Source organism: Chitinophaga hostae (assembly GCF_018224885.1).
GTDB classification, from domain to species: Bacteria; Bacteroidota; Bacteroidia; order Chitinophagales; family Chitinophagaceae; genus Chitinophaga; species Chitinophaga hostae.
The window spans coordinates 14464-39571 of record NZ_JAGTXB010000029.1 but is presented as its reverse complement, the minus strand read 5'-3'; the positions used below and the strand labels follow the sequence as shown (position 1 = coordinate 39571).

General features: G+C 45.6%; 29 protein-coding genes. 21 read left to right on the top strand and 8 right to left on the bottom strand.

Annotated elements, in window-relative coordinates; all coding sequences use genetic code 11:
• The first annotated feature begins 230 nt into the window (after positions 1-230).
• From KE626_RS32890 to KE626_RS32865, 6 genes are all read left to right on the top strand, one after another.
• Positions 231-860: a helix-turn-helix transcriptional regulator gene (locus tag KE626_RS32890; protein ID WP_211977334.1), complete on the top strand. Its 630-nt coding sequence runs from the start codon at positions 231-233 to the stop codon at positions 858-860.
• 39 nt (positions 861-899) lie between these two features.
• Positions 900-1610: a hypothetical protein gene (locus tag KE626_RS32885; RefSeq protein ID WP_211977333.1), complete on the top strand. Its 711-nt coding sequence runs from the start codon at positions 900-902 to the stop codon at positions 1608-1610.
• 61 nt (positions 1611-1671) lie between these two features.
• Positions 1672-2103, top strand: coding sequence for a phosphoribosyltransferase-like protein (locus tag KE626_RS32880; protein WP_211977332.1), 432 nt, complete (start codon positions 1672-1674; stop codon positions 2101-2103).
• A 20-nt stretch (positions 2104-2123) separates the two neighbouring features.
• Positions 2124-2744 carry an NADAR family anti-phage protein gene (locus tag KE626_RS32875; protein ID WP_211977331.1) on the top strand — a complete coding sequence of 207 codons (621 nt, stop codon included), beginning with the start codon at positions 2124-2126 and terminating at the stop codon, positions 2742-2744.
• A gap of 375 nt (positions 2745-3119) precedes the next feature.
• Positions 3120-3509, top strand: a complete 390-nt coding sequence (locus KE626_RS32870; protein ID WP_211977330.1) for a hypothetical protein — start codon at positions 3120-3122, stop codon at positions 3507-3509.
• A gap of 163 nt (positions 3510-3672) precedes the next feature.
• On the top strand, positions 3673-6090 hold the full coding sequence (locus tag KE626_RS32865) for an ABC transporter permease (RefSeq protein WP_211977329.1): 2418 nt from the start codon (positions 3673-3675) through the stop codon (positions 6088-6090).
• Here KE626_RS32865 and KE626_RS32860 read toward each other — a convergent pair whose 3' ends face one another.
• The gene (locus KE626_RS32860; RefSeq protein WP_211977328.1) at positions 6091-7401 is read right to left on the bottom strand and encodes an ATP-binding protein; all 1311 of its coding nucleotides are present in this window, start codon (positions 7399-7401) and stop codon (positions 6091-6093) included.
• Between the two features lie 547 nt (positions 7402-7948).
• Here KE626_RS32860 and KE626_RS32855 point away from each other — a divergent pair.
• The 3 genes from KE626_RS32855 (at position 7949) to KE626_RS32845 (ending at position 10902) form a co-directional block, all read left to right on the top strand.
• A complete protein-coding gene (locus tag KE626_RS32855; protein WP_211977327.1) occupies positions 7949-9061 on the top strand; it encodes a glycoside hydrolase family 76 protein in 1113 nt (370 codons plus the stop codon).
• 65 nt (positions 9062-9126) lie between these two features.
• Positions 9127-10005, top strand: coding sequence for a hypothetical protein (locus KE626_RS32850; protein WP_211977326.1), 879 nt, complete (start codon positions 9127-9129; stop codon positions 10003-10005).
• A 99-nt stretch (positions 10006-10104) separates the two neighbouring features.
• Entirely contained in the window at positions 10105-10902 is a 798-nt protein-coding gene (locus tag KE626_RS32845; RefSeq protein WP_211977325.1) for an alpha/beta hydrolase, read from the top strand.
• A 24-nt stretch (positions 10903-10926) separates the two neighbouring features.
• Here the strand turns inward: KE626_RS32845 and KE626_RS32840 are convergent, their stop codons facing one another.
• Positions 10927-11673: a DeoR/GlpR family DNA-binding transcription regulator gene (locus KE626_RS32840; protein WP_211977324.1), complete on the bottom strand. Its 747-nt coding sequence runs from the start codon at positions 11671-11673 to the stop codon at positions 10927-10929.
• Positions 11674-11730: 57 nt separating this feature from the next.
• Between KE626_RS32840 and nudK the strand changes: the two genes are divergently transcribed.
• Complete coding sequence (gene nudK / locus KE626_RS32835; protein WP_211977323.1) at positions 11731-12309, top strand: GDP-mannose pyrophosphatase NudK; 579 nt, start codon at positions 11731-11733, stop codon at positions 12307-12309.
• A gap of 13 nt (positions 12310-12322) precedes the next feature.
• Here the strand turns inward: nudK and KE626_RS32830 are convergent, their stop codons facing one another.
• A complete protein-coding gene (locus KE626_RS32830) occupies positions 12323-12694 on the bottom strand; it encodes a winged helix-turn-helix transcriptional regulator (protein WP_211977322.1) in 372 nt (123 codons plus the stop codon).
• Between the two features lie 189 nt (positions 12695-12883).
• Between KE626_RS32830 and KE626_RS32825 the strand changes: the two genes are divergently transcribed.
• On the top strand, positions 12884-13756 hold the full coding sequence (locus tag KE626_RS32825) for an NAD(P)-dependent oxidoreductase (RefSeq protein ID WP_211977321.1): 873 nt from the start codon (positions 12884-12886) through the stop codon (positions 13754-13756).
• Between the two features lie 108 nt (positions 13757-13864).
• On the top strand, positions 13865-14638 hold the full coding sequence (locus KE626_RS32820; protein WP_249207874.1) for a helix-turn-helix transcriptional regulator: 774 nt from the start codon (positions 13865-13867) through the stop codon (positions 14636-14638).
• Positions 14639-14641: 3 nt separating this feature from the next.
• Here KE626_RS32820 and KE626_RS32815 read toward each other — a convergent pair whose 3' ends face one another.
• Complete coding sequence (locus KE626_RS32815) at positions 14642-15013, bottom strand: winged helix-turn-helix transcriptional regulator (RefSeq protein WP_211977320.1); 372 nt, start codon at positions 15011-15013, stop codon at positions 14642-14644.
• Between the two features lie 153 nt (positions 15014-15166).
• Between KE626_RS32815 and KE626_RS32810 the strand changes: the two genes are divergently transcribed.
• From KE626_RS32810 to KE626_RS32795, 4 genes are all read left to right on the top strand, one after another.
• Entirely contained in the window at positions 15167-15943 is a 777-nt protein-coding gene (locus KE626_RS32810) for an SDR family oxidoreductase (RefSeq protein WP_211977319.1), read from the top strand.
• Positions 15944-16044: 101 nt separating this feature from the next.
• Complete coding sequence (locus KE626_RS32805) at positions 16045-16635, top strand: TetR/AcrR family transcriptional regulator (protein ID WP_211977318.1); 591 nt, start codon at positions 16045-16047, stop codon at positions 16633-16635.
• Positions 16636-16680: 45 nt separating this feature from the next.
• Complete coding sequence (locus KE626_RS32800) at positions 16681-16908, top strand: hypothetical protein (RefSeq protein WP_211977317.1); 228 nt, start codon at positions 16681-16683, stop codon at positions 16906-16908.
• 29 nt (positions 16909-16937) lie between these two features.
• The gene (locus tag KE626_RS32795; RefSeq protein WP_211977316.1) at positions 16938-18203 is read left to right on the top strand and encodes an MFS transporter; all 1266 of its coding nucleotides are present in this window, start codon (positions 16938-16940) and stop codon (positions 18201-18203) included.
• 234 nt (positions 18204-18437) lie between these two features.
• Here KE626_RS32795 and KE626_RS32790 read toward each other — a convergent pair whose 3' ends face one another.
• Positions 18438-18833 carry a DoxX family protein gene (locus KE626_RS32790; RefSeq protein WP_211977315.1) on the bottom strand — a complete coding sequence of 132 codons (396 nt, stop codon included), beginning with the start codon at positions 18831-18833 and terminating at the stop codon, positions 18438-18440.
• Positions 18834-18961: 128 nt separating this feature from the next.
• On the opposite strand from KE626_RS32790, the gene KE626_RS32785 reads away from it, so the two are divergent.
• On the top strand, positions 18962-19945 hold the full coding sequence (locus KE626_RS32785) for a GlxA family transcriptional regulator (protein WP_211977314.1): 984 nt from the start codon (positions 18962-18964) through the stop codon (positions 19943-19945).
• 2 nt (positions 19946-19947) lie between these two features.
• Here the strand turns inward: KE626_RS32785 and KE626_RS32780 are convergent, their stop codons facing one another.
• Positions 19948-20379, bottom strand: coding sequence for a response regulator (locus KE626_RS32780; RefSeq protein WP_211977313.1), 432 nt, complete (start codon positions 20377-20379; stop codon positions 19948-19950).
• 184 nt (positions 20380-20563) lie between these two features.
• On the opposite strand from KE626_RS32780, the gene KE626_RS32775 reads away from it, so the two are divergent.
• Positions 20564-21835 (top strand): PQQ-dependent sugar dehydrogenase, encoded by a 1272-nt coding sequence (locus tag KE626_RS32775; protein ID WP_211977312.1) that lies wholly within the window; start codon positions 20564-20566, stop codon positions 21833-21835.
• 51 nt (positions 21836-21886) lie between these two features.
• Positions 21887-22309 carry a secondary thiamine-phosphate synthase enzyme YjbQ gene (locus tag KE626_RS32770; RefSeq protein WP_211977311.1) on the top strand — a complete coding sequence of 141 codons (423 nt, stop codon included), beginning with the start codon at positions 21887-21889 and terminating at the stop codon, positions 22307-22309.
• Here KE626_RS32770 and KE626_RS32765 read toward each other — a convergent pair.
• Both KE626_RS32765 and KE626_RS32760 read right to left on the bottom strand, forming a co-directional pair.
• Complete coding sequence (locus KE626_RS32765) at positions 22290-22568, bottom strand: Ada metal-binding domain-containing protein (RefSeq protein ID WP_249207871.1); 279 nt, start codon at positions 22566-22568, stop codon at positions 22290-22292. The genes KE626_RS32770 and KE626_RS32765 overlap by 20 nt on opposite strands.
• 17 nt (positions 22569-22585) lie before the next feature.
• The gene (locus KE626_RS32760) at positions 22586-23299 is read right to left on the bottom strand and encodes a 2OG-Fe(II) oxygenase (protein ID WP_211977310.1); all 714 of its coding nucleotides are present in this window, start codon (positions 23297-23299) and stop codon (positions 22586-22588) included.
• Positions 23300-23482: 183 nt separating this feature from the next.
• Here KE626_RS32760 and KE626_RS32755 point away from each other — a divergent pair, with 183 nt between their 5' ends.
• The gene (locus KE626_RS32755) at positions 23483-24208 is read left to right on the top strand and encodes a metallophosphoesterase family protein (protein WP_211977309.1); all 726 of its coding nucleotides are present in this window, start codon (positions 23483-23485) and stop codon (positions 24206-24208) included.
• 35 nt (positions 24209-24243) lie between these two features.
• A complete protein-coding gene (locus tag KE626_RS32750) occupies positions 24244-25104 on the top strand; it encodes a hypothetical protein (RefSeq protein ID WP_211977308.1) in 861 nt (286 codons plus the stop codon).
• Positions 25105-25108: the final 4 nt, after the last annotated feature.

Genomic DNA, 25108 nt, shown 5'->3' with positions numbered 1-25108 from the left:
TTGCCGGCAATGGTTGACAGCATTCGTTACTAGTGTACATATGTTATGTATTATCACCGGAGGGCCCTGCCGGATGATATAAAGAGTAGTAGTTTTGAAGGTACGCACAGGGATACTGCACACGGTATACGCGCGGCAGTGGCCTTGTTGCGGATTCGCAACTATTCGTTTTAGTTATGGGACAAAGATAGTATCTTTGCTGAATAAACCAAATAAACACTTTGTTTATTATGAATAATAATTTTGCTGAGAACGAGCGGGCGATATGGATTTTAAAAACGAGGGGGCCACAACCACTGTGTGCGCTGGCCGACGAATTGAAGGTAACCATGGAAGGGGCGCGTTTTCAGTTACTCAAACTGGCAAATGAGGGATTAGTGGAAGCCACCACCGAATCCAAAGGCAGGGGAAGACCCAAGCAGATCTGGTCCTTGACGGAAGCAGGCAACGCGCGTTTCCCGGACAGGCACCAGGACCTGGCGCTGAAGCTGCTTTGCAATATGAGTAAAACATTGTCGAAAGACACAATGGGGCAGGTGTTGGATGCCACCGCCAAAGAAACATTAAAGAAATACCGTGAGGAGCTGAAAGACTGTAAAGACCTGGAAAGCCGGGTACTTCTGCTGGCCGATATCCGCAAGCGGGAAGGCTATATGGCCGAATTCAGGAAAGAAGCCGAAGGTTTCCTGCTGATAGAAAATCATTGTCCTATCCAGGCAGCCGCTAAGTGCTGCAGTTATTTTTGCCAGATGGAAAAGGATACGTTTGGAGAGGTGCTTGGAAAGAATGCCAGCATAGAAAGAATAGAGCATATACCTGCAGGGCAGCGGCGTTGCGTATATCGCATTTCGGAGAAGTGATATTTATTTTATATTTTGAGGACAGATGATCCTTTACTTATGAACCTGATTCAGCAGTTTACCCGTTTTGTTATCCGTAAATCATTTCACCTTTCTGTCGGCATAATTGAAAGCTGCATTGATACCACCAGTTCCCGCCAACAGCAGAAACACCTTAAACAACTTCCGCCGGGCACATTAGGTAATGACATTGCGGTTTGCCTGGAACAGCATCAGCTTCGGCTGGTACCGGGTTTTGAAAGTCATGACCTGAAACATGTGTTGTTGGGTTTTAAAATGACACCAGAAGATGAGATCCGCCTGCAGGCTTTTATGATTGGCAACGGCAACTATACTTTCGCCAGTTTCGCTATCCTGTTGTTTGGCGTGTTATTGTTGCCTGATTGTTGGCTTATATTTATCAAAGACTGGCGTAATGGCCGGAAGGCAGTACCCATTAGCATCTGGACGATTGACGCATATGCCCATTATTCAACTGCTTCATTACAGCAGTCGCTGTATCCTGAAATAAATACAACCATTGAAAAAATAGCCTTTATGAATGTTTTTGTAAGATGGGGTGCATTTGCCGCCATAGCGGCGGGCGTTTTCGGTATGCTCTTTTGTCTCCCTTTTCTGTTTTCTTCTTCTATGAAAGACCTGGTTGGTGCTGGTTTTCCGTTTTTGGGCGGTGCGGTCATTGCTGGCGCGGGATTGATCGCATTATCCAATTTATCAACAGCCAAAGTAAAAAAGGGATTAGCCTTGTAACAGATGGAAGCAGTGAATTAATAAAACAATTAATTCTAAACTTGGTGATAAAATCAGTTGGTTGTGGAACTACGAAATTCAGAACCACGCAAAGTTTAACAATCAAAGGCTAAATATTGTAAAGCCAGTAAAAGGTGCGGATCCGATTGTAAATACATATTTTGGATCGTTAATGGCAACAAAGTATGAGGATTATGCTTTTAGAGATGTGAACACTCCGGCGATTGAAACCTTTTTTAGTAGCCCAACGAATAGGATTAAATTTGAGAACATTTTATTAAACAAAGGAATCGAAATTATTGGAATGATCCAGGGTGAAGTACGTTCAAATATTAGACCCTTGGGTTTAATTAATCCAAGCTATAAAGTGTTAGGGCTGGGAACGCATTTTTTTACATGGAGAAATATCCCTAACAATAGCCCGCTAGTATATTGGTGGGAGGTACCTGGCCATGATTGGCGCCCATTATTTTCAGTAAGTAGAGGTAATTAATTTTTTTGTTATTTTGTACCATGAATTTGTCTCAAAGAGAATATAAAATCCAAGACGTAATTACATTCGCCAAGACCGATAGTCAATTTGGCGGACTCTCCAATATGGCGCCAGGGTATATCTTATTTGTGAACGAGGTCAACATTCAAAGTTCAGAAATTCTATACCAGGCATGTAGATTTCCTTTATTTCCACAGATTCAAGAGGAAATTCTGAGGACTAAAAGCCCCATGGATGGCAAAATCATCAGCAGAAATTATTTAGCTTACACCAGACAGGATTGGAATTCAGTTAAATTTAAAGTAATGAGGTGGTGTCTTGAAGTCAAGTTGATCCAGAATTATAGTAAATTCTCCGAATTGCTTTTAACTACAGGTAATAAACCGATAGTTGAATATTCAACCAAAGATTCTTTGTGGGGTGCAAGCCCCAGTCCCAGTTCTAAAGATATACTCGTGGGCACTAACGCACTTGGGCGCCTCTTAATGGAACTGAGGGAAAAAATAAAATCTGGCACATTAACACAAACGAGTATTATTTATCCTTTAGATATTCCGGCATTTTTGCTTTTTAATAAAAATATTAGTGCGGTTCATAACGATGATTACTTTATTCATGATCTTGATGAGATCTATGCATAATAAGTAAGCAAGCAGCTTTTGACTTATTAATTAACTGCACTTATTTGGTTCTTATTTTTATTTTCTTTGCCTGCCATGAGACGCTTTTTGTTTTAATCCTTTTTCCTTTAAAATGCGGCTTATTTTTACCGCCAACCTGGCATATAACTTCGTGAAGATTTTTACGTCCTCAGGTGTATTGGCCAATATCCTTGTTGTTACTTTGCTTCTCATTTGATTTACTCAGCGCATTATTTTAGAGCAAGCCCAAATTAACTTGATCAATTCCCCAATTAGTTATTCATTTGTCTTTACATTGAGCTTAACGTTCTGATAACAAAACATCGCAAACAGGTTAAAAAAACAATGTGAAATAATCTTCTTAAATCCATCAATATGTCCGGAGACGCCATTCTAAAAAAGCTATACTTCCACAAAGCCACTAACGCTTTAATCATAAATGCCCCGGCAGCCTATACTGCCTTAACCGGTGATATTCCCCACGACAGCAAGCCGGTGGCTAAAAAGAAAGGCACCTACGATTTTGTTCAGATCTTCGCTACCACACAAGCCGAGCTGGAAAAACTATTGAAAGCAAATGCAGCATATGGAAAACACGATTGTCTTTTCTGGGCCTGTTATCCCAAAGGGACCGGTAGTATTAAAAGTGATATAAAACGGGAAACGGTATGGACAGCGTTTGGGTTGGTAGGATTGGATACGGTAAGCAGTGTATCTATTGACGATACCTGGACGGCCTTGAGAGCAAGACCTTTCAATAAATAAGCGTTGTCCGGAAACGGACATTCCGTGTGCTATACCGGGCATCGTGCTGAACGTGAAAAGTTGTAAGGCGCTGATAGTCATATTGTTTCTATTCCGGCATTTATTTGGAAGCAACCCCGCGTACCATCACGTGTCTATACAACAAACTCATATATCCTGCATTATGTTTAGAAATTACTTCCGGATAGCCTTACGTAACATTTGGAGAAATAAAAGCTTTTCGGCGATTACTATTTTTGGATTGGCAATAGGCATGGCTACCTGTTTGCTGATTACCTTATTTGTGGCTGATGAATTGAGTTATGACCGTTATAATAAGAAGGCAGACCGCGTGTTCCGGGTGGATGCTGATTTCTATGTAAATGGAAATGCTTTCCGGGAAAGGTTTTCTCCCAGTCAGCTGGGTACGGTGCTGATGCAGGATTTTCCGCAGGTAGAGAATTATGTACGTTTTGCCTACCAGGGTAATATACTGGTGAAAAAAGGTACTACTACGCTGGTAGAGCACAACGCCAGTTTTGCAGATTCCAGTTTGTTTGATGTATTTACATTGCCTATGATTGCCGGTGATCCTAAAACGGCGTTAAGAAATCCGCATTCCATCGTTATCTCTGAAAGGATGGCGCTTAAATATTTTAACAGTGTAGACGTACTGGGCAAAACGTTGATAACGGATAACATAGCTTCTTACCAGGTAACAGGAGTGATAAAAGATGTTCCTGACCAGGCACATCTGCATTTCGATTTTATCCGCGCCATGTCTGAGCACGAGGATAGCCGCGCGGCAAACTGGATGGCCGACAACTACACCACGTATGTGCTGATGCGGCCGGGGAGTACAGCGGAGCAGCTGAATGGATATCTTAAAACAGCGACCAGGAAGTATATGGAAAGTTCGCTGAAGAAGATGACCGGCAGCACTATTGCAGATGTTGAGAAAAGTGGCGGCCGTTTCAGGTATACAGCCATTGCCTTACCTGATATTCATTTGCATTCCACGCTGCCGGCTGAGGTGGAGCCTTCCGGGAATATACAGTATGTATATATTTTCATGGCAGCAGCTGTTATCATTTTGCTGATTGCCTGTGTGAATTTTATGAATCTCTCTACTGCCCGTTCCGCCGGGCGTTCTAAGGAAGTAGGCGTGCGGAAGGTATTGGGATCACAACGTTCCTCGCTGATGTTCCAGTTCCTGACAGAATCTACCCTGACCAGTTTTTTCGCGTTGTTGCTGGCAGTAGGTATTGCATTGGTGCTGTTACCATTCCTGAACCAGTTATCGGATAAGCATATTACGCTGAAAGCCGCTTACCTCGTGTGGCTGATTCCTTTCCTGGTGGTAACGGCTACCGTTATCGGTTTGCTGGCAGGAAGCTACCCGGCATTTTTCCTTTCTGGTTTTGAGCCGGTGAAGGTATTGAAAGGTAAGCTGACGACCGGTTTTAAAGGCAGCTGGCTGAGGAACAGCCTGGTGGTATTCCAGTTTACCGCGGCTATTTTACTGATCGTGGGTACATTAGTGATCAATAACCAGTTGAATTTTATACGGAATAAAAAACTGGGATATAATAAAGAACAGATGCTGGTGCTGGGCAATACCCAATCTTTGTGGATACACGCTAAAAGCTTTAAGAACGAGGTGCTGGCGCTTCCAGGCGTAGAGGCAGGTACTATGACCGCTTCCCTGCCTACAGAGAATTCCACCAGTACCAATATTTATTCTAAGGATGCTGCAAGGAGCAACGGACAGGTAACGGGCATAAAGGACTGGTATGTGGATTGTGACTATATCCCCACACTGGGTATGGAGATGGTCAGCGGCAGGAATTTTTCCCCGCAGATGCCTACCGATACCAATGGATTGCTGATGAATGAAACCGCCGCCCGCTTGCTGGGGATGCGTGACATAGAAAATAAGATACTCTACGACGACAATAACGGGATGCGGCCACTTAAAGTATTGGGTATTGTAAAGGATTTTAATGCCGGCTCTTTAAGGAATGCAATACCACCTATTATATTCCGTTTGGGAGAATACAGCCGAAACATGGTGTTCCGTGTGCGTACCAATAACCTGCCCGCGCTGATAGCACAAATTAAGAGCAGGTATGAAGCACAGGATGGTATGACCGGACAACCGTTTGTATACTCCTTTATGGATGACGATTTTAACCGTTTATATGTAGCAGAGCAGCGCACCGGCAGCATCTTTATTTCTTTTGCCGTGCTGGCTGTGCTGATAGCCTCCCTGGGAGTGTTTGGGCTTATCACTTATGCAGCGGAACAGCGTACCCGGGAAATAGGTATCCGCAAGGTGCTGGGCGCTTCTGTTAGCGGTATTGTGGCGTTATTATCCAAAGATTTTCTCAAACTGGTGCTGTTGGCGATTGTAATAGCTACGCCGCTTGCCTGGTTTATGATGAACCGGTGGCTGCAGGACTTTGCCTACCGCGTACAGATCAGTTGGACGGTATTTGTATTGGCTGCCATCATTGCGGTAGTAATTACGATGCTAACGGTAAGTTTCCGTGCAATCAGGGCGGCTATTGCCAACCCGGTGATCAGTCTGAAAGCAGAATAATTATTGAGCGAGTGCGAGCTCCAGGTAAAAGGAGCTTCCGCCGTTCTTATTATTTTCAAACCAGATCCGTCCCTGTTGCGCCATTGTATATTCTTTGCAGAGGAACAAACCAAGACCGATTCCTTTTTCTGCATCAGTACCAAAAGTGGAGCGCACTTTTAGCGAAAACACATCTGTTTGCCGTTTAGGGTCAATACCTACGCCGCTGTCTTTCACTTCAATCAGGCATTTGTCCGCATTTCTGCTGGTTTTGATAAAAATAGACCCGCCGGCAGGTGTGAATTTGGCCGCGTTGCCCACCAGGTTGCGGACAATCAGCTGCAGCATATTTACATCGGCCATTACCTTAATGGAAGCGTCGATGTTGGTATCCAGGCTGATCTTCTTTTTGGCAACTGCCATTTTATTGATTTTGAGAATAGGATGTATGGCAGCGGCCACATCTACCGGGGTGAGATTTACGTGTAGCCCATCGAGTTGTGTTTTAGACCATACCAGTATATTATATAACATCTCCTGGGTACTGTTCACCACATATAATAACTCTGTTTCAATCTGGATTTTGTTCTCCTGGTCAATTTCTATTTCCCGCATCAGCTGCAGGTAAGATTGTATAGACGCCAGCGGGTTGCGGAGGTCATGGGAAATAAGGGAAAAGAGCTTGCTTTTTTCCGCATTCATCATTTCCAGCGAGCGGGTCTTTTCTTCCCCTGTTTTCTTTTCTTTATTATAGGCATTCTTCAGGTAAGCTGTACCCACAAAAATCACGACCACATTGATAATATAGGTGGGTGTTATGTCAGCAAAGATGTCTCTTCTTGTCTTGTATACATTGAGCACGCTATCCGGGTAATAGTACTCCCAGGCGATCAGTCCCAGCACGGTTACCAGGTTAAGGCTGATCCACCAGTAATATTGCCGGGATGGTGATATCAGCATGGTGAGGAAAAAGGCAAGGGTAAATGATAACAGGGAAGCCCCTTCTATGCCGCTGCTGAAAAAATAGTTAAGGGCAAACATCACGTTAATCATGATCACGGCGAGGGAAATACTAAGGTCGACCTTCTTCCGGTATCTTGATAAATAATAAATACCGATAAATACAACTACCAATACGGTAAAAATCAGTGAGGTTACTTTCAGCCCCGTTAGGTAGTTATAGGGCACATTAATGGCAATAATAAATAACGCTATTGCACAGATGGCATTAAAGATGCGGTTTTCAAGGGTGAAATGCTGCGGATCTCCTATAATATAGAGCGAAAATGCTTTCGCCCGTTGGGTAAAATTTCGGGTACCGGATATTGACATAGAACGAATTTAAGGAAAAACAACAGCTATATACGGTGAAAGTAAGGACGCAGGATGTATCATATGGTAGTAATTTGTCTGTTTTTTAAAGGTTTCACGCACAATTCATTAATTTCTTTAAAAGATAAGAAAAACGGCGATATCTGCCCGGGGCGGTTATAAAAAACAATATCCCCATCATTCCCAGGCCTATCCGGCCAATTCGACGGGCCGGCATCGGGCAACAGGGAGGCTGTCCGTTTCCTCTATGCGCTTTACTTTGGTTAGCGGATCACTGCATCCTTACGGGTACTGCATTTTCCCTAAAAGCAACAGGGGATGCCTAAAAGCTAAAAGATTATCCTTAATTTTCGGCGTTCACCCATTTGCGCGAAAAAATGATGAGTGATGGAGATTTATTACAGCTTATAAAAAAGAGGGCACGGCTGCATTTGAATCGATTTGTGATAAATATTGGCAGGCCATTTATTTAAAGACTTGTCAGCGCGTGGATAAAGATGAGGCCAAAGATATGGGGCAGGACCGTAATGCTTAATTTATAATTCTTATGAAAATAACCTGTTTCCTTTTGGCGGCGTTACTGTTGCACAGCAGTTGGTCCAAAAGTAATATAAAACCTGAACCGCCGGGGCCTGCGCCGTTGCAGGGTGTTTCTTTTACCGTTAAAGATGCAGCTACGGCCTATAATAACTTCAACCAATATTTCTATAGCACTGCTGACAAACTATACTATGCCAATACCGAGAAAAAAAATATCGGCGCTATCTGGACGCAGGCGATTTACTGGGACATGGCGATGAATGTGTATAAACGCAGTAATGATCCGGCGGATCTTAAACGGATCAGCGATATTTATGAGGGCGGTTATAACCGGTATGATAAATACAACTGGAGCAATACCAAAGAGTGGTTTATTTATGATGACATTATGTGGTGGGTGATTTCCCTGGCCAGGGCGCATCAGCTCACGGGTAACAAGGATTATCTTGATTTTTCTGTATCCGGTTTCAAACGGGTATGGGATGGCGCTTACGACCCGGTAAAGGGAGGTATGTTCTGGGATTTTAATCATAGCGGTAAAAATTCCTGTATCAACTTTCCAACGGTGATTGCTGCCATGACATTGTATAAAATTACAAATGATGCCAGTTACCTGCAGAAGGCAAAGGCTGTATACGGCTGGGGCGTAAACAACCTGTTTGATCCTGTTTCCGGCAGGGTAGCAGATAATAATGTGAATGGCCATAAAGGCTGGTCGGATTACACCTATAACCAGGGTACTTTTATTGGTGCCGCGGTGATGCTGTATAAAACCATTGGTACTGCTGCTTATCTTGATCAGGCGAACCTGGCGGCCACGTATACGCAAAAAACGATGAGCGATGTAAACGGGATTATGCCGGCAGAAGGCGACTGGAATGAGCAAGGAGTGTTGAAGGCGATTTTCGGGCAGTACATCATGATGTTGATCAATGATGCCAACCAGGCGCAATTCCTGCCCTGGATACAGAAAAATATCAATACAGCCTGGGGCAACCGGGATGTAACAAGGGGACTTACCTACCGTAACTATAAGGTGCCTTGTGTAACAGGCGTGTTGCAGTCTTACGAGGCGAGCAGCGCGGTGTACATGATGCAGATCTGCCCTCCGGCAAAATAATAAGCGGGGTCATCGTTTTCATTCTGTAAAGCGCTATTTTTGCGTTTCAATATCGATTATACCTTATGAGAACGATGGTTTTTTTTATACTTGTTTGTTGCCTGTCCTGTATTACAGTAGCTACTTTTGCCCAGGATGATGTACGCACCTGGTCGCTGAATGAAAATGACAGTCGTTATGTTTTTGCGGATACCGCCTATGTGCGTATCAGTCCCGATACCAAACAGGCGCCTGCAGATACCCTTTTCGCCGGTGATGACATTACCGTATCGGCTATTACCGATAAGCTGCTTTCCCTGAAGGGGCTTTCTGCTCCATGGGTAGCGGTGAAATACAAAAAGAATGGTGTGGACAAAGAGGGCTTCCTGTGGCAGGGATTAATTTCCTTCGCACCTATGCGCAGGGGGGATACGAAATTTGTATATGCGATTGACCGTCGTGTAGATTCCACCCTTGTTCATGATGGAGAAAAATCGGTATCGAAAATATTTGTGGTAAAACTAAAAGTAGTGCGGGCGGGCAAGTTGCTGGCTACCAGCTCCTGTCGCGTGTTTGATGGGGAAAGCGCTAATTTTTCGGAACCTAAAGTAATGAGTGGTTTAGGTCTTTCGAATGTACAGAATATTGTTAGCCTCTGTTTTAATGGAGCTGCCTGCGGCGTTCCTTCCGAGTACTATTATTTTGCCTGGATGAATGATGCCCGGCTGGTGCCTTTGCCCGATAGGATGACAGTAGGTGATGCCGGTGTGTATTATCATGATGAATCATTTACGTTCCCCGCGGAAAAAGATGGACAACCGGATGTGATTTCCTGGAATATGGTGGAGGAAGAAGAAACGGAGAAAGTTGATAAGAACGGGGCGCCTGTTATGAAGGTAACAAAAGACGCTGCAAAATATACCTGGGATGGCGTGAATGGTACGTTCAAAAAGCTGGGTAAGTAAGTTTACGATCTTATCATTTTTAAAGGTCGTGTTTTATTCCTGATTTATTTTTTACCCGCTTATTGTTATTTGTATCTTAGGGAGATAAATAACCGCAGCATGAAAGTTATCGGGAAAATCGCAGCCATACTGGTGCTGCTATATCTGGCTGTTTGTATACTTGTTTACTTTATCCAGGAACGCCTGCTTTTTTTCCCGACGAAACTACCGGCGGATTATGTTTTTAGCTTCCGGGAACCGTATGAGGAGAGGTATATCCGCATGAATGACGGCGTCATGCTACATGGATTATTATTCAAAACCAATACTTCGAAAGGCCTGGTTTTTTATCTCCACGGTAATGGAGGCGCGTTAGATGGGTGGGGAGAAGTCGCTGCTACGTATACCCGTTTAGGATATGATGTATTTATTTTTGACTATCGTGGTTACGGAAAAAGTGGTGGTAAGATCAGTAGCGAAAAGCAATTTTATGAAGATGCCCAAACGGTATATGACAGCATAAAACAATTTTATCCTGAGCAGCGCATCACCCTGCTGGGTTACTCCGTTGGCACCGGAACAGCTGCGATGCTGGCGGCAACCAATCATCCGCGGCGGCTTATTTTACAGGCGCCTTATTACAGCATGACGGATATGGCGAAGCACCACTATGCATTTTTACCTTCGTTTCTTTTAAGGTATACTTTCCCAACCTATCAATACCTGGAACGTACAAAGGTGCCGGTTACGATTTTTCATGGCGACCAGGATGAAGTGATCTATTATGGATCTTCTGCAGTCAAGCTGAAGCCTTATCTAAAAGCCGGGGATACGCTTATTACCCTGCATGGGCAGGGGCATAACGGGATGACGGATAACCCGGATTACAGGGCAGCGTTGGTGAAGGTGCTGGAGTAACGGCATCCAGCCTGATGTTTGCTCCTATACATTTATAACCTTTACTCCCTTCTTCTTACAGTATTTTAACGCTGCAGGATCTGCATTCGTCACAATTGCATACACCATTTCCAGTGGCGCAAACTGTAAATACGAAGGCTTATCAATTTTGCCGGCATCGCATAAAAGATAGGTATGGGTGCTTTGCGCCGCCAGCGCCAGCGCAATGGCTGCTTCCTTTTCGCTGTGGGCAAATAAGCCCTTCGCCGACAAACCATCTACACCAATAAATGCCTTACCGGCCTGGTATCTTCGGATGTGTTCAATGGCGATGCTGCCGTGCATTGCCTGCCGGTCTGCGTCATATTCCCCTCCAATGATATTGAGGGATACGCGGCTGTTTTGCAGCTCACTGATCACCGGCATGGAGTTGGTGATAACTTTGATCTTCTTATTTTTTATAAACTGGCACAGGCGGAACACCGTACTGCCGCAGTCCATGAAAATAACGTCTCCATCATTTATCTGGGCAGCTGCCTTGCTGCAGATCTTATCTTTCGCGGCCTGGTTGGAGGCTGCTTTGTTAACAAAACGGTGCGGCATTTCCGGTTCCGCTACCGGTATGGCGCCGCCATGCGTGCGGTAAAGCAGGCCTTCGTCTGACAGCTGGTTCAGGTCCCGGCGCATGGTGATTTCAGAAATGCCCAGTGTTTGCGCGAGCGCTTTGGTGTCCACTTCCCCTTGCATAGACAACTGCGCCAGAATTTTTTGTTTTCTTAACTGGAAATTCATTTTTAATAATTAACTTGATCAAATATAATCAAAAACGATCATAAACGATCATTCGGTATGAAAGATATTAATATTCTCGAAACGGTTATCCTGTCTGATAACTGGTATACCCTTAAAAAGGTGTGTTATGAAATAACTGGTCCGGACGGTGCAGTGGTCCGGCAGGAGCGCGAAGCATACGATAGGGGCAATGGAGCTACCATCCTGCTGTATAACCGGGAAAATAAAACGGTGATCCTTACCCGGCAGTTCCGGATGCCGACCTATATCAACGGCAACGAAACCGGTATGTTGATCGAATGTTGTGCTGGTTTGCTGGATGAAGATAACCCGGAGGAGTGTATCCGTCGGGAAACCATGGAAGAAACGGGGTATAATGTAACAGATGTGCGAAAGGTATTCGAAGCGTATATGTCGCCCGGCTCGGTCACCGAAATACTGTATTTTTTTGTGGCAGCCTATTCCCAAGACCAGCAGGTACATGCCGGCGGAGGGCTGGCGGAAGAACAGGAGAATATCGAAGTGCTGGAGCTGCCCTTTACACAGGCAATGGACATGATCCGGACGGGGGAGATAAAAGACGGTAAAACAATTATGCTGCTGCAATATGCTGCCATCAATAACCTGTGCGGCTAAACGAAATAATGTGTCAATTGGTTGCCAGGTAAGCATTGCGTTCACCTTGTAACAGGTATGCTCTCTTTTCCCTGCCCCATTGCGACATCGCTTTAATCAGCGGCAGTGTGCTCATACCCACTTCAGTAAGATAGTATTCCACCCGTAAAGGGGTGCCGGGGTATATTTTTTTATAGAGTACGCCCAGATCTTCCAGTTCTTTCAGGTGCATGGTAATAACGCGTAAGCTCGCGCCTTCCGTTTCCATTTGCCGGTGAATTTTACTGGGACGTTTGATACCATCGTGGATGCACTCAATGATCCAGGCTTTCCATTTGCCACCCATTACTTTCATGCATACGCTAATGCCACAGTCCAGGTTCTCCGGGATTTTTTTCTCGTACATATACAGGTATTTATGGTGAAGATAGCTTTTTTGAGGCAACCGGGAGATGCCGGTGAGCAGCGCTGTATGCCAATCCGCTACCAGTGTATAGTGAAAAATTTTTCCATGCCCGAATCTTTTTTCCCATATTGTTATCAGCCATCATTGTAAAGAGATTTGCGTCATTGTTAACATTGAAAATGATATAAAATGACGGCAGACAAAAAAGTTTCGGTGATTGGTTTAGGGCCTATGGGAGCTGTATTGGCGCGTACCTTATTACACAGCGGATATAAAGTAACGGTATGGAACCGCACCATGGAAAAGGCGGCAGCATTGGTACAAGATGGCGCGGTGCCGGCAGAAAATCCCGCAGCAGCAGTGCAGGCCAGCTCTGTGATCATCACGTGTTTAAATAACTATGCGGCGACCCGTAGCGTATTGGAAACTGGCAGCGCCGCCGGTGATTTAGGTGGCAGGCTTTTATTAGAGCTAACTACCGGTACCCCGCAGGATGCCAGGGATGCGGAAGTATGGGCTAACTCCCTGGGCGCCGCTTATCTCGATGGCGCGTTACTGGCCACACCCCGGCAAATAGGAAAGCCGGATACCCCCATTTTCCTGGCCGGCAGCGCTGATGCCTATCAGCAGGGAGAGGCGGTGCTTAAAGTACTGGGTGGTAACCTGATGTATATGGGCACAGCAGCAGGGGCGGCGGCTGCCTGGGACCTGTCGCTGCTCTCCGGCTTATTTGGCCTGATGGCAGGTTTTCTGCAAGGCGCCAGGATCTTTGAATCTGAAAAATTACCGGTATATGAACTGGGTAATATGATTCAGCTTATTGCGCCGGTACTGGGCGAAATGGTAAGACATGAAGGGGTGGTGATCAGCAACAATGATTTTACTGATCCGCAAAGTTCGTTGCAGACCTGCATGGTGTCCATGGCATTGATGGTACGACAGGCAAAGGAAGCAGGTATTACCAATGAGGTACCGCAATTTTTGCATCAGTTGCTGCACAAAGGAATAAAGGCCGGGTATGGTGAAGAGCAACTGGGAGCATTAATAAAGGCCATGCGGTAATTGAATGCCATAGTGCTTTACAGCCTGGTTATGTGTTTTCGCGAAAACACATAACCAGGCTGTAAAGCATAAAATATGCGTATCTTTATTGATATAATTTTTCATCGCATGAAAATGGAACGTCATCTGCCGGCTGCTGTTCTTGCTCCGTTTGTCAAAGCTTATCTCATTATAGAAAGCGACGAAGGAATGCAGAATAATACGCTGCCCGATACTTCTGTTATTATGAGCTTTCGCCTTAAGGGAACAGTCAGGTTTATCGCCGACTCCAATGCGCGGCTGTTACCGGAAGCAGGTATTACCGGCTTGCGCAGGTCAGCACGTTTGCTGAAATACGAACCGGATACCGCCAACCTGCTGGTGGTATTCCAGGAAGGCGGCGCCGCCGCTTTTTTTAAGACGCCCCTGCATGAATTGTTTGAAGCCCAGCAACCGCTGGATGACCTGATCCGCATTCATAAGATTAAAGAAGTAGAAGAGCGGCTGAGAGAAGCCAAGGACCATCCGCAACGGATTGTTATCATAGAACAATTCCTGTTGTCTGAATTGAGGAATCAGCGCACCGACCTTATGGTGGATCATGCTGTACAGCAGATCAAAGACAACAGTGGTAACGTAAAAATAAAATCGCTCGCAGCAGATCTGTATATCAGCCAGGATGCTTTTGAAAAAAGGTTCCGGCGTACAGTAGGCACTACTCCCAAGCAATTTTCTGCTATTGTGAGATTAAGACACCTGCTGGATCATTATGGTGAAGCAGACAATTTAACCGATGCTGCTTACCAGGCAGGGTATTTTGACCAGGCACATTTTATAAAGGACTTTAAAGCATTTACAGGGCAAACGCCACAAGCCTTTTTTCAGTCGGCCATCTGGTGGTAATGATCACGATATTGCTATAGTTGCTTTTTTCTTCTCCATCAGTTCTTCAAAAATAGCCTGGTAGGCATCTCCCCATTTATCCATAGCATCCACAACCGGCAGCAACGATTCCCCGAATTCCGTTAGCGAGTATTCCACTTTAGGTGGCAGCTCATGAAAAATAGTACGTTTGATAATGCCATGAAATTCCAGCTCCCGCAACTGAAGATCCAGTACCCGCCTGCTTGCACCGGGTACCGCGCGTTGCAGCTCGCCGGGCCGTTTAATGCCCTTGTTGATCAGGTACACCAGGTATGATTTCCATTTGCCGCCAATAATTTCCATAATGATCGCCATGCCGCAGGCAAAACTTTTCGGAATCTTTTTTTCGTACATCGCCCGAGTTTTTATACGGGCAAATTTATCCCTAATCCGCGAATAGCGGGCATACGGATAAAATTTTCCGTATGGGAACATAATGTCCGTTATTGTTCTGTTGACCGGATAGACGTCACTTTGCAGCATTATTTATCAAAAAACAATGATGACATGACAACAACAAATTATAGCGGAAAAAAAGTAGTGGTCACAGGTGGCACCCACGGTATGGGATTGGCCACGGTGAAAAAGTTATTGGCAGGCGGTGCGGAAGTATTGCTGACCGGCTTTAATCCCCGCAACCTGGAAGCGGCACGGCAAGAGCTGAGAGCAGGTGTGCATATCATTGCATCTGATACCGCCAGTTTAAAAGATATTGATGCATTGGCAGGCATAGTGGGGGAGAAGCTGGGGGCGATTGACCTGTTGTTTGTGAATGCCGGTTTTTCTATGCTGGAGTCCTTTGACCAGGTAACAGAAGCTACCTATGATAAAACGTTTGCCATTAATACGAAGGGCGCGTTTTTTACGGTGCAGCGTTTGGCCCCGTTGATCAAAAATAACGGCGCCGTGGTGTTCACTACTTCTATTGCCAATCAATCCGGTTATGCGGGTATGAGCGTGTATGCCGGCGCCAAGGCGGCACTGGCGTCTTTTGTAAAAGGGTTTGCCGCAGAACTGCTGCCACGGGGTATCCGGGTAAATGCGGTGAGCCCGGGTTTTATACATACGCCAACGATGGGGGTATCTGGCGCCTCCCGGGAAGACTTGCTGGCTTTTGAAAAGCTGGGTGATGAAATAACGCCGCTGAAGCGAAATGGCATGGCAGAAGAGGTAGCCGGTGCCGTATTGTTCCTGGCGTTTGATGCTACCTTTACCACAGGCGAAGAAATAACGGTGGATGGCGGCCTCTCAAAGAAACTTACACCGCCGGAGCTATCTCACTAAAAAAATAAAATAAGGCTGACTATCCGGTCGGCCTTATTTATTTCGAAAAAAAACGGAAATAAATTTTTAAATAAGCAAATGCTCACTTATCTTTGCAGGGCATGAGATATAGAGATGAAAATAAAGTGCTGGCTATTCGTGAGTCTGCCATTGATATGGTAGCTAAAGATGGGCTGGAGAATTTCGGGATCAACCGGCTGGCGAAAGCGGCAGGGGTATCGCCGGCTACTATTTACATCTACTATAAGGATAAGGAAGACTTGCTAACCAGTATCAGCATAGAAGAAGGATTAAAAATGACCCGTGCTACGCTGAAAGGATTTGACCCAAAAATGTCGTTTAAAGAAGGGCTATGGATACAATGGCAAAACCGTTCCGCTTTTGCGCTGGATAATCATAAGTCGGCCGCTTTTTTTGAACAGCTCCGTAACTCCACTTATAAAGATAAAATGATGGAAACTATCAGCGGGGAGTTCCGGAAAAATATGGGCAATTATATAGAGAATGCGGTGGAGCGTGGTGAAATAAACAGGATGCCGCTGGAAGTATACTGGTCGGTTGCCTTCGCGCCGTTGTATTCCCTGATTAAGTTTCATAACGAAGGACAAAGTCTCGATGGCCGTAAGTTTAAATTCTCCGAGAAGATCATGAAAGAAACATTTGATTGTGTTGTAAAAGGGTTATCGAAATAGCTATTTTTTTTCTCAATTTAATAAATGAGCGCTTGCTTATAAAAAATGAACACAGCACCGTACATCCTTGTTTTTAAAACGAACATAGCCACCCAGGCCGATCGTTTGAAAGTAGCGCCGTTGCTGGATCAGCAGCCCTTCATTGAGCGATGGACGGTAGATATGGAAGATGTGGACCGCGTGCTGCGGGTTGTTGCCAATGAACCAGCCACAGATAATATCATTGCACTGGTAAGAGCCAGTGATTACGACTGCGCAGAGCTGGAAGACTAATTGTTTTTTTATCCGTCAATATCCTTAACATGAAACAAACACCCGCTTTTTCTTCTCATCAGAAACTGGTGGTTGCCCTGTTGGCATTAACCCAGTTTACCGTTATACTGGACTTTATGGTGATGTCGCCATTGGGAGATATGCTTATGAAATCAATGAGTATAAAACCCAACCAGTTTGGATTTATTGTATCTGCTTATGCTTTCAGTGCGGGTATTTCCGGGCTGTTAACAGCTGGATTTGCAGACCGCTTCGACCGCAAAAAACTACTGTTGTTTTTTTACGCCGGGTTTATTTTTGGTACACTGTGCTGTGGTTTAGCCAATACCTTTTATACCATGGTGGCAGCCCGCATTGTGACCGGTTTATTCGGTGGTGTAATGGGATCCATTTCTCTTGCCATTATCACCGACCTTTTTGATATTTCGCTGAGAGGCCGGGTAATGGGTTTTGTGCAAATGGCTTTTGGCGCCAGCCAGGTGCTGGGTATCCCTATCGGCTTATATCTTGCCAACGCATGGGGATGGGAAGCGCCCTTTTTCCTCGTTGCCGGTATAGCCGTTATCGTTATGGGCATGATCTTTATCAGTCTCGAGCCAGTGACCGCACACCTTGCAGTTCAACGTGATAAAAGTGCCTTCAAACACTTATTACACACCGTTATGAAACGGGATTATCGTATAGGCTTCACCGCTACAGCGCTGATGTCCATCGGTGGTTTTATGATGATGCCTTTTGGCAGCGCCTTCGCCATCAACAACCTGCACATTACCCAGGAGCAATTACCACTCCTTTTTATGGTGACCGGCGTAGGCGCATTATTCATGATGCCGTTTATCGGGAAGCTAAGTGATAAAATAGATAAATTCCGGCTCTTTGCCGCAGCTGCTTTGTATATGATGGTGATCGTACTTATTTACACCCATCTCACCCCGCAGCCACTCTGGATTATCATGAGCCTGAACGTACTGATGATGGCGGGCATCATGGGACGTATGGTACCGTTTACCGCCCTGACTACCGGTATCCCGGATCTGGAGGACAGAGGCGCCTTTATGAGTGTAAATTCATCCCTGCAACAAATAGCAGGTGGTATTGCCGCGGTGGTTGCCGGTATGATCGTATCTCAGAAAGATAAATTCAGCCCGCTGGAACATTATGATACATTGGGTTGGGTGATTATTGGTCTTACCATTCCCTGTATTTTCCTTGTATACCGGGTGAGTGAACTGGTGAAAGCAAAGCTGGCCAAAGGCGCCGCAGTAGTGAGTGTGCCGGTAGCTACGGAAGCATAACGAATGGAAAATAACTGCCTGTAATACGGGCAGTTATTTTTAGATGAAAAGAATCGCGATCAGGTTGGCCCCAACTACACCGGTCAGGGATCCGTTGCCTCCCATTATAGTTTACCGCTCGTAAACAATCAACCCTGATTCGTACTATCCCGGATGGATGAATTATCGTATTGGAAAGGCAGCTCTTTTCTGCGTATGCAATATGCCAACAGTATTACACTGGGATACAATGCATCAAGCAACATTCAGTTGACCACGGCCGCTTTTCTCGGCTGTTAGCCTGTGATAAAAAATATAAGAACCAAATATCAGCACATAACCTATGATGATGGGCGCCCAGCGGGAAGCAGGGTCACCTATGGATATACCTGAATACATAGCGCCGGTAAGGTCAAAGAATAGTCCTGCATATGCCCATTCCTTGAGCCGGGGGAAACGGGGCGTGAGCACCGCAATAATGCCCAATATCTTTGCCAGTCCCAGAAATGGCGACAGGTACGCAGGATAACCGAGGCGCTTGAATTCGGCCAGCGCTTCCGGCACACTTAGAAGGTCAGGAATGGCGCCCATTAAGATCAGCGCGGATAAGATACCTGTAAAGATCCAGTAGATAATTTTTGTCTTTTTCATATTTTTTATAAGGTTTAGGCTTGTACGATTGAACGATACAAAAGTACTTTACACGGTAAATTCAGAACGGGGGACAAAACGACTTAAAAAGGGTTGATTCCGACATTCTTTTATCTTAGATTTGGGATATGAAGCAGATATCTATTCTTGTTCCCAAAGGCGCTGTTGCGCTTAGCTGTATTGAAGGCTCTTTTGTTGCTTTTACCAAAGCAAACGATTTCCTGGAAAGCCTGGGAAGGCCCGCCCTGTTTAATGTGCAACTGGTGGGTCTCTCTAAAGAACCACAGGTATACGACCGGCTTTTTAAGGTAACACCCGATGCGCAGATTAATGAGGCGCAAAAGCCGGATCTGATCATTATCCCTGCTGTAAACGGCGACCGGGAAGAAGTGATTGAGCAGAACAAAGCGTTTTATCCCTGGATCGTACAACAGCATAAGAAAGGATCAGAAGTTGCGAGTCTTTGCGTAGGCGCCTTTTTACTGGCATCTACCGGTTTAGTCAATGGAAGACAGTGCTCCACACATTGGCTGGCAGCTGATGAATTCAGGACGATGTTCCCCGAAGTAGAGCTGGTATCTGAAAAGATCATCACAGATGAAAATGGTATCTACTCCAGCGGAGGCGCCAATTCATTCTGGAACCTGCTGTTGTATATCCTCGAAAAATATACGGACAGGGATATGGCTATTCTCGCCTCTAAATATTTTGAGATAGAAATAGACAGGAACAATCAATCCTTCTTCACGATATTCAAAGGACAGCGTGAACACCAGGATGAATCAGTGAAACAGGCCCAGGAATTTATTGAACAAAATTTCCAGGAGAAAATAACGGTAGAACAACTGTCTTCCATGTTTGCTGTTGGCCGCAGAAGCCTGGAAAGAAGATTTAAAAAAGCTACGAGTAATACTGTATCGGAATATATTCAACGGGTAAAAGTAGAAGTGGCGAAAAAAGGGTTTGAAAGCAGTCGTAAAAATATCAATGAAATTATGTGGGAAGTCGGGTATTCGGATACAAAGGCTTTCAGGACAATTTTTAAGAAGACTACCGGGTTATCACCGTTGGAGTATAGGAATAAATATAATAGAGGCGCTCTTAAAGTATAGATTTAAATATCTGTACCGGCAGTAGGAGAGAATAACTTCTGCCACCTGCCTTCCAATACACCTTTCAGCATGCTGCAAAGTTCCTGGAAAGTATTGGGTTTAGTCAGGAACAGCTTCGCGCCCAGGCGCAATGCATCTTCCATGTCTTCTTTCATATCAGAAGTACTCAGTATAACGATGTTGGTAATCTTATGCTGCAGGATTTTTTTTAACTCCACCAGGCATTCCCTTCCATTCATCAGCGGCATATTGAAGTCAAGAAAAATATAATCCGGCGCGGATATTTTATTTTCCTGGAACATGGCCAGCGCCTGGATACCACTGTCGCAAACATGTGTTTCTATGACAGGCGAAATGTTGTGGATGGCTTCCTGGAAGAAGTTCCGATCATCCGGATCGTCATCAATGATCATTATTTGTTGCGGCTTGGTCATGGTTAAAATTTAATAAACGTTAAGGATTTCCAATCTACTATTGTGGCGGGGAGATATGAAGATAAACAAAAATGTGAGATGAGTCGAATTAAAGATTTCGTAATGCGTATTGCAGACCCCGTTTTTTACTGCGGCCATGGCGCAGATATTGTGTTAGCAAGGTTATCACCATGAATATCATCTCATGAAAAAACAACTGTTAACACTGCTTTTGTTAGGCGCGTTGCAGGAATTATCTGCACAGGACACTGCACAACTGCCAGCCCCGAATGCCACGAAGTCACACAGGAACTACAGCAATGTAAAGGGATGGGGCCAGGGCGAAACACCCGCTTCACCAGCCGGTTTCCGGGTTACCTTATATGCGGATGGTTTTGAAAATCCGCGTTGGTTGTATGAACTGCCCAATGGAGATATACTGGTAGCAGAATCCAACAGCAACCATTCTTTTTTTACAAGGATCGGGGCGTTGTTTGTGGGAGCCAATAAGTCGAATAGCATGAAACATAGTGTGGATCGTATTACCTTGTTAAGAGATGCCAACCATGACGGGATACCGGAATTTCGCAGCACTTTTTTACAAGCGTTGCAACAGCCATTGGGGATGCTGTTGATCGGTAAATATTTTTATGTGGCCAACACCAACGCCATACTGCGTTATACTTACGAAACCGGCGCCACACAACTCAGCGGTACGCCGGAAAAAATACTGGAACTGCCTGCGGGTAAAATAAACAGGCACTGGACCCGTAATATTATCGCCAATAAGGAACAAACAAAAATATATATCGCTGTGGGCTCAGGAACAGACCATGCTGAGAAGGGGATAGAAAACGAAAAATTAAGGGCGGATATCCTCGAGATCAACCCGGATGGAACAGGCTTCCGGGTATACGCATCCGGATTGAGAAACCCGGTGGGTATGGGCTGGGCCCCGGGTACCAATACCTTATGGACAGCGGTAAATGAACGTGATAACCTGGGCGATGACCTGGTACCCGATTACCTGACCAGCGTGAAGGAAGGCGGATTTTATGGCTGGCCGTGGTTCTACTACGGGCAACACCGCGATGCGCGTGTAAAAGATCCTGCACCGGAAGGCGTTAGCGATATTCTTTTGCCGGATGTGCCACTGGGCGCGCATACCGCTTCTTTAGGACTGGCATTTTATACGAACAATGAATTTCCGGAAAGATACCATGATGGAGCGTTCATTGCCCAGCATGGCTCCTGGAACAGGAAGCCGATAGCTGGTTATAAGGTACTGTTTGTCCCTTTTGCCAATGGTCGTCCTTCAGGTAAGCCGGAAGATTTCTTAACAGGGTTTGTGATAGACGCCGGCAAAGGACGGGTGAGAGGCCGCCCGGTTGGGCTGCTGGTAATGAAAGAGGGCGCCCTGCTGGTGACGGACGACAAAACTAATCGTGTGTGGAAAGTTACCTGGCAAGGGAAGTGACGGTACAGACAGCTGTGAAATCACTAACTTGCACACGCTTAAACGATCAGTATGAAAATATATCAACAGCCATTACAACTGCAGCAGCGAAAAAGAGGATTTCACATCATCACTTCGGAACTCGTGCAGGCATTTCCGCAGCTGGCAGCTATTAAAACCGGCATGTTGCAGGTATTTATACAACATACTTCCGCTTCACTTACGATCAATGAAAATGCAGATCCAACTGTCCGGATGGATTTTGAAATGTATTTTAATAAAGCAGTACCTGAAAATGATCCGGAATACCTGCATGACGATGAAGGATCGGATGATATGCCGGCACACCTGAAGGCAGCCATGCTGGGGAATTCGGTGATGATCCCTATCCGCAATGGCCGGTTGGCACTGGGTACCTGGCAGGGCGTTTACTTATGCGAGCATCGTAATGATGGCGGGCCGCGTAACCTGCTGCTCACCGCCTGGGGAGAGTAATGTCCTTTAAATAGCCGCCTGTGTTGCTTTCCACGCCATATATTGCATACGCATGCAGTGCCCGCAGGGGGCGGTACCCGTTTGCCCTTGCTTCGGCCTCGTCCGCAAAGAAAACACGATTGGCTGTTTTCATCCGTTTGCCGGAAGCGCAGGAAAGGGTACCATATATTTTGAGCGACCGGTTACCGCCCAGTTGTATTTTACCGGTATGTATAAGTCTGCCTAAAGACAGACCCTGTAAAGTTTGATGATAGAACATTTCCCGTTGGTTAGTCATCAGCTTAATGCATCATGAAATATAATGCCCAATGTATGCCGGTTGCCGCTGTGTACCGGGCTTACGCCATGCTTCATATTAACCCGGTAATACCCTTTGCTGCCTTTCACCGGCCGGAAGTTAGTGGTGAAGATCAGCATATCGCCCCGCTTGGGCTGCAGCACATTCGCTTTGGACTGCGCCCTCGGAATCTGTTCGGTGAGTACGAATTCTCCTCCCGTATAATCTTCTCCCGGCTCATTTAAAAATAATACTACCTGCATCGGGAAATAAATATCGCCATACAGATCCTGGTGCAGCGTGTTAAACCCGTCCTTTCCGTATTTCAGGATCAGGATCGTAGGTTTGGTTTGCCCGTTATCATGACAAAACTTTTTTAAAGCCGCATGTGTATCGGGAAATTTTTTATCGATGTTCAACACTTCCATCCATTTATTAGCAACGGGTGCAATAAACGGATATACTGTTTCGCGGATGCCGGTAATCAATTCCGGCAGCGGGTATTGAAAGTATTTGTATTCGCCCTTCCCGAAACGGTAACGCTCCATTACAATGGTTTTTCGATAGGTATTATCTGCATTATAATCAGTAATGAGTGTGTCGCATTCCGCTTTACTCAGTACATTTTCAACAATGGCAAAGCCCTGTTCCAGCAATTGTTCCGTTGTATGTTGCCAGTTGTGCGCCATCAGGCGGGTGGTAATATTTTTCATCTGTTGCCGTTTATATGGAGATGTAAAATTAGTCCGCCGGGCTACTGCAGAAAACCCGGATCTTGCGGTGTTGGAATATGGTGTTATTTAATGCAATCGTTGCGTTTTTTACTTTATTTCCCGGGTAAATATGCCGCACCTGAATTAATGCGTAATCTTGCAGTAGATCAATGAATCAATAGTATGTTGAAAATAGCCGTTATCAGCGATATTCACGGAAACCTGCCGGCGCTGCAATCCGTGTTAACAGATATCCACCAGTTTGGGGCAGACCAGGTATATTGCCTGGGAGACTTGACAGATGCAGGACCCTGGCACAATGAGGTAATTGACCTGATCCGCAGCCGGCAAATACCGGTGATTATGGGCAACCATGATGAACGAATTGCGTTTAACCACCCGGTGCTGCCGCTGAGCAAGCATAGCAAAACAGAGCAGGAGGCCCGGTATATCGCTATCCACCATACAAAGGATACCATTACGCCAGCGCATAAAGTGTTCCTCGCCAATTTGCCAAAGTTCATCCGGCTGGAATTTCCCGGATTCAGGTTATTGCTGGTGCATGGGAGCACGCGCAGCAACGATGAATATGTATATGAACAACATCCGGAAAACGACCTGTTAACCATGTTGGAAGATCATCAGGCGGACATCCTGATCACCGGGCATACGCATATCTCCTATATCCGTCCCCTGGCCGGTGGCAGTAAAATGGTGATGAACACCGGTGCTGTAGGTCGTTCGAAGGAAAAAGACCGGCAGGCGTCCTACCTGCAACTCACCATTGCGGGAAACGAAATAACGCCGGTGATCCGTAAGGTAGATTATCCGATAGCAGAAACCATAGCCGCTATCCGCAACAGTCCTATCCCCGATTTTTATGCTGATTTTTTTGCCGGTGAAGCGTAGGGATATGATTATATTTACATACTCAATTAATGTGTATGGAAACCACCCGCGATTACAGTACTATCAGTCCTACCGCAAAATCACTTTTGCTGCTGAAAGGCAGCACCAATATACCATTCGTGAAGGAAGCCGCGCAGCTGATGCTGGCGCCGCAACCCTATGAGCCGGATCTTTCTACGAAAGACTTATCCTTTTGGGGAAGGTTACTGCATTTTGAAGACCGCTACTGGAGTATCGACCAGCTGCTGGCAGACCTGCCCATCAAAAATATCCTGGAGTTGTCGTCGGGGTTTTCGTTCCGCGGATTAAAAACCGTAGCGCAACCGGGGTATCACTATATAGATACCGACCTGCCGGAAGTGGTGGCTGTTAAAAAAGATTTTGTAGCGGCGCTTCCCGGTAAACAAATCATCAGTGTGTTGGAGCTGTTGCCACTGAATGCCCTGGACGAAGCCACCTTTCAGGAAACCGTAGATCGTTTCCCGCCCGGAGAAATAGTAATTGTCAACGAAGGGTTGCTGATGTACCTCGATGAGCAGGAAAAGGAGCGGCTATGTCATCTTATTCACCGGGTATTAACGCAGCGTGGCGGCTATTGGATTACGGCGGATATCTATGTGAAATGGGATGAAGAAAAAGCCGGTCTTGAAAGGGGCACAGAGTGGGAAGCGTTTTACGCACAACACAGGATCCACGAAAATAAATTCGACAGCTTCGATGCCGCGAAGACCTTTTTTACAAAGATGGGTTTTCAAATTGATAAGGAGGCGGTGCGGGAGCGTGAGAAATTAACCGCGTTACCACGTTTAATGGAAAACGCTACTGAGCCGCAGTTAAAGCGTATGCGGCAGGCTGGTCGCACCCGTGTTACCTGGCGGTTGAAAGTACCAGTATAACTTA